Genomic DNA, 5954 nt, shown 5'->3' with positions numbered 1-5954 from the left:
GCTAGATATTTAGCAATTTAGGCTGACACAGAATTCTGAACGCCCTCTTTTTTCTTTTCACTATTTTTAAGTAGAACTGGAGAATGGTAAGGTTTTTCATTTTTATAACTGGCAACTTGATGATGAAATGTAATCAGCTATTTCTAAAATGTACTGTAATAAGTTAGCTAAAAAAGTAGAAAATATTAGCGGCAAATGCAGCGCATGATTTTTTAATTTAGATAGAAAAAAGGAGCAATTAATTGCTCCTTTTTTGTTTTTATTTTATAACGCGCTAATTAAACTTTTTTATAGCCTTAGCTTTTAGCGCTTTCATCTTTAGCCTGCGTGGCTTTTTAAAAGATTGTATAGGCATTGATACCATATGCTCTTGTGGCAGTGCCGGAATTGTTTGTGGGTAATTTCCTTCCTCTGGCACGGAAATCTCTTTTAGATGTACTTTAAGCGCCTCTAGAGTTGAGTCGTTATCAACTTCACTAGGGCAAATAAATATACCTAACTTTCTTAGTTGTACGCCGAGTTTGATACTACTGGTATAACGGATAATTGGAGCACCTAATACTAAGCCTAATAATATAGGTGATAGCCACCAAAAGAATACAGGTGTGAAGTAGTAGGCTGTGCTACCCCATGCTATAGCCACAATAGTAGAGAATAACGTATAACCAAACGCTTCTTTCCACGGGACCATACGACCTTCGCGCGGTTGTGCATCCCACTTCACTTTTTTACCTAAAAATACGCAAAGCACAAAGTAAGCATGAAATACCATCATTAATGGCGCAACAATAATAGCAAATACGGTTTCAATGATTGAACCTAGTATGAGCTTAATTGAACCACCAAAGCGTTTGTTTCTATGTATTAGGGTGACTATTACGCCCATTAATTTAGGCATTAATAAAATAACAATAGTTAAATACAAGAGTGAATCAATAAGATCGGTTTTAGCTATTTGCCATGTAGGAAATAATTGATAAACACGGTTAAAGTACACATCACTATTTAATGCGCGCGTTACTGCATCAATAGTACTTAGCGCTAGCATTGAGAGCCAAATTAGTGATGAAATATAAGCGGTTGCACCTAATAGAAAGTGCAGCTTACTCATTAATTTTAATTTAGATGACGATAGTAAACCTAAGTGCTGAATATTACCTTGTACCCAGCGTCTATCGCGTACAGCATAATCTAGAATATTACTTGGTACTTCTTCGTAGCTGCCTTCAATGTCTGATAGTAATAGTACATCCCAACCTGCACTATGAAGTAGTGATGCTTCTACAAAGTCATGACTTAAAATCTCACCGCCAAAAGGTGCGTTACCTTTGAGTGTTGGCAAGCCACAGCACGTTATAAATGCTTCAACTCTAATGATTGCATTATGACCCCAGTAATTGGCTTTATCTGTTTGCCAAAATGCTGAGCCAGTAGCGAGCATTGGGCTATATAGCACTGACGCAAACTGTAAAAAACGACCAAAAAAGGTATCTTGACGAACAGGTATTGGAATCGTTTGGATCAGGCCTGCTTGTGGGTTGTTTAGCATGCTTGTAGTAAGTTCTAACATACATTTACCGGTCATTACGCTATCTGCATCAAGCACAATCATATGGTCGTAATTACTTCCCCAGCGCTCACAAAAGTCGGTTAGGTTACCTACTTTGCGGTGTTTGTTATCTTCGCGACGACGATAAAAAACATGCTTTGCTGTATCCCCTAAACGTTCGCACAATGCATGCCATGCACTTAGCTCGTTTTTAACTATTTGAGGGTCTTGTGTATCGCTTAATAAATAAAAATCAAAATTATCAAGCTGACCAGTTTCTTTTAACGATTGTAGACTTACTTCAAAGCCCGCGATAACACGGTGGGTATCTTCGTTATAAATAGGCATTACAACGGCGGTTTTCTGAGCGTTAATTGCCTCGTTATTGAACTCAATTGGTTTAATACGTTTTAACGTAAGCGGGTCAATTCGAAACAACTGTAGTACAAAGCCGATTGTGCCACTACAAAAAGCCGTTACAATCCAAGTAAATGTGATTGAGAATAATACTAAAAGGGCATACTCAAGTAATGTCATACCGTTTGAGCTTAAAATCTCAAACATAATAGATATGCCGTAGCCAGATGTGCCAAGTGCCGCAATGGCAAATAGCCATACTCTTAGTGTTTTGAATGGCATTGGAGTGCCCCTACCTTTATTACTTGATGTCATTTGGGTACCAAACATAGCTCCATACCTCGCTAATTTCTTTGTCACGTAGTTTTAACGATAAACGCATATCAACGGGTTGATCGTCCTGTGGTGCAATTTTAAAGGCTACACGCCATCCACGTGAATCCGGAAGTTTTTGTACATTCACGTCGGTTACTTCGCCTGTTGTAAGTTGAATATCGGCATCTAGTTTTAACTGTTTAGACAGTTGATTTATTTCTGAACCAGTAAAATCAACAGTAAATTGGCGGTGGCTTTTTGGTGGTGGGTTGTCCTCACCTGGTAAAGCGGCGCTACCAATTCTTGTACGTAGTACACGTGCTTTCTCGTGCTGAGTTAAAACTGAATTAAAGGTGGTCATTTTGTAGCTTAATTTTAATGAATCTCCGGCCTTCATTGGTTTTTCTGGTACCCAGTAACTTACGATATTGTCGTTAGTTTCTGTATCAGTCGGTATTTCTACAAGCTCTACACGACCATTTCCCCACTCACCTTGTGGTTCAATCCATAGGCTAGGGCGGTCGTGGTAATGTGCTTCTGTGTCTAGATAGTTATTAAAGTCTCGGTCTCGTTGAGCTAACCCAAAACCTTTTGGGTTATTGTACGAAAATGAAGTAACGCTGAGTTGTGATGGGTTGTTAAGAGGACGCCATACCCACTTGTCATCAGCAGATTGAGTTAATAGGCCATCCGAGTCATGAACTTCAGGGCGATAGTCATCAAAAAATTTGGTGCTGTTTTCGCCGTGATAAAACATACTCGTTAATGGTGCTACACCTAGTTTTTTAATATCTTTACGCGCAAAAATCTGCATATCAACATCAACTAGCATATTAGTTGTAGGGTCGACGCTAAATTTGTACGCACCAGAAATAGATGGACTATCCAACAATGCAAAAATGGTGATTTGTGTTTGCTCTGGCTTTGGTTTAACTAACCAAAACTCTTTGAACATTGGAAATTCTTCACCCGAATTTTCAGCAGTATCAATGGCAAGGCCTCTTGCTGATAAGCCATAAACTTGTTGAGGGCCAACGACTCTAAAATACGATGCTCCCTGAAATACCATTACTTCGTCTTTATACTCGTTAGTATTTAATGGGTAATGTAAGCGAAATCCAGCATGGCCTAGTTGAGTGCCCGCCACACTTTTAGCTATTTCTTCTTGTAGTGGTGCAGCAGTGCCATCGTATTGGTAAAAGTCGGTGCTGAAAGGTAAGCGGCTACGTTTAGAGTCGCTATCAACAGTATTTATTGTTACGGGGGTTTTATATAAAAAACCAGGGTGGAATAATTGCAGCTCGTACAAGCCTTCATCTTTCCATACCGCTTTGTCTTTTTTAAATCGAATTGAACGGTAGTCTTGATAATCAATATTATTTAGTGCTTCAAGCTCGATGTTTTTAGGTGCCACATATTCTTCGCTTGCTAACTTTTTAGCGCGAGCGCTAATTACATCAAATAAGCTACTTTGTGGAATTGCTACATCAACAGTTGCAGCAATCGCTTGGTTGCTATTACCCCAAGTCGAAAAAATAATAAGTAGACCCAGTAGTGGTGCTGATTTTTTTTGCCATTTAGGCAAGTTTTGGGTTAGTTGTTTCATTCTCATTCCTTTATAAAAACACGACTTATTTTTACGTTTAGGGTAAATATTGATTTTGTTTTGTAAGTATCTTCTAATTTACTTAAAGCAAAATGTGAACCCTTATAAAAGTTCATATTTTTCAATGGGAAAAACCAATATACATAAGTCACCGAGGTTTTTGCTGTGTAAAATTCACTCAATCTTATGTAGTTGTTGCTTATTAAGTAGTAGAAGACTCACTAATCGTATGAACATATTACGGGGAGTTTAATGAAGCTTGTCTGAATTACATTTGTATAAAATAAAAAAGCCGCAAAAGCGGCTTTTTATATGTTTAGATTTAACTTAATTATTTCTTTTTAAATCGACGCACTATTGATAGTGGTGCTAAAAGAAGTGATAACCATAGTAATGAACCTGCATCATTATCATCATCTGAGCGTAAGTTATTTACCTTAACGGCTACTTTTTCAATGTTTGATAAGTTACCAGCACTATCTTGAGCTTGTACTGTTAAAGTAATACGATTTTCGAATTCGTAATCAATCTCTCCAGCAACAATTAACTGCCCCTCATTGTTAATAGAAACGCTGTCATTATCAGATGTAATAAATTTCACAACAGGTGATTCATCGGCATTTGGATCACTAAAATCGAGCGTGCCGATAATTGTGCCAATTGCGCTGTTTTCATCGACTGCAAAAACTTGATCAGCTTTAATAACTGGCGTTTGCTCTTCAGGCGTTAAAGTAATTTCAGATTTAATATCAATAATCACAGGGTCATGATCTGATGCGCGGTATGCACTTTCAGAGTACAAGCTAGATTGTTGACCTTCGCTTTTAAACTCTACATTGTAATCAAGTGAAATAGGTTCATCTGCGTTGATATGCCAATCTGTTGCAGCGACAACTTTGCTAAGTAATGATTGTGTAGCTACTGCATGGTCGAAACTTCCTGCACGACCAGAAAAGCTATAAGAATAACCAAGTGTATCACCATCAATTTCAGCAACTACATTTTTGTAGCCTTTATCAGCAAATGCACGTATTGGATCTTCCATTGCGTAAGCATTCATATCGCCGACTAAAATAGTATCTTCGTCATCAACACCGGTTGGTTTGCTATCAAGCCAATCTGCGAATGCATTAGCACCTTGCGTGCGTATTTCATTCCAACAGCCTTGGCCATCACCTAAATCTGCATTATTTCCAGAAGCACTACCACAACTTTTAGATTTAAGATGTGACACAGCAACAGTAAATACTTCATCAGTTTCTATTGATTTAAAGCTTTGTGCAATTGGAGCACGGTTACTAAAATCAAATGGAGCCTCAGTTGTAATGGCTGCAGTGCCTACTTCTTCTACTTTGTTAGCACGATAGATAAGTGCGGTAGTAATTGCATCGGTACCAATTTGATCTACGTTAAAATCAACAAATGCATAGTTGTTAGCACTATCTGCATCATTTAATGCATCTACTAAGCTAGCAATTGCACTAAATTCGCCAAAGCCATCATTCTCAATTTCCATTAAACCAACAACATCGGCTTCAATAGCGCTAATGGCACTTACAATTTTAGCTTCTTGACGAATAAATTCAGCTTCAGTATCTGCACCTCGAGATGTAGGGAACCCTCCGCCTTGGCCATCACCATTGAAGTAATTAAGTACGTTAAAGCTAGCTACACGTAAATCTGCTTCAGCATTAAGTTCAGGCGCATCTTCACGTGCATTTGTTGCAATAAACGAAGGCGCTAAAGTTGGATGAATTCTGTAAAGGCTAAAGCTATAAGCAAGTGCTCCTGTAACAGTATTAACAGTATCGCCAGTTCGTAATGTATTTTCTGCCGATAAGCCTGGAGTTGGATAAGCTGTAGGGTCTAAGTTTTGTACTGTAGAGCCATCATCTATTAAAATCTTTTTAAGTAGATTTTCAGTTTCAACTGCATTAGCAGCATCGCCAGGTAACGCAACCTGGGTACCTTGGTACAAGCGCTCTGTTGCTAATTCAACTTCACCATATCGACCAAGACCAAAGTTATTAGTCACTACTAATGGTTGTTCTAATGTAACTAACATACCTTCAAAAGCTTCTAAATCAGTTGCATTAGCTAAAGGTAAAGTGATTTTTTTTTTTTTTT

General features: G+C 38.2%; 3 protein-coding genes. All 3 read right to left on the bottom strand.

The window, feature by feature from the left end; translation table 11 throughout:
- Positions 1-274 precede the first annotated feature (274 nt).
- A complete protein-coding gene (mdoH, locus tag GQR53_RS17980; RefSeq protein WP_165744805.1) occupies positions 275-2236 on the bottom strand; it encodes a glucans biosynthesis glucosyltransferase MdoH in 1962 nt (653 codons plus the stop codon).
- A complete protein-coding gene (locus tag GQR53_RS17975; protein ID WP_004334974.1) occupies positions 2208-3827 on the bottom strand; it encodes a glucan biosynthesis protein G in 1620 nt (539 codons plus the stop codon). The genes mdoH and GQR53_RS17975 overlap by 29 nt, the downstream gene beginning before the upstream one ends.
- A gap of 331 nt (positions 3828-4158) precedes the next feature.
- The coding region (locus GQR53_RS21500; protein WP_240917501.1) for an ExeM/NucH family extracellular endonuclease at positions 4159-5954 on the bottom strand (1796 nt) is incomplete at its 5' end.

This window comes from Pseudoalteromonas sp. Z9A6, from assembly GCF_011378805.1.
Taxonomy (GTDB): Bacteria; Pseudomonadota; Gammaproteobacteria; order Enterobacterales; family Alteromonadaceae; genus Pseudoalteromonas; species Pseudoalteromonas distincta.
Note: the sequence above shows the minus strand (reverse complement) of the source record. Positions and strands in the feature narration are given on the sequence as shown.

Excerpts from the sequence above, each read along its gene's own strand:
- mdoH (WP_165744805.1), bottom strand. The coding sequence starts at position 2,236 with ATGTTTGGTACCCAAATGACATCAAGTAATAAAGGTAGGGGCACTCCA.
- GQR53_RS17975 (WP_004334974.1), bottom strand. The coding sequence starts at position 3,827 with ATGAAACAACTAACCCAAAACTTGCCTAAATGGCAAAAAAAATCAGCA.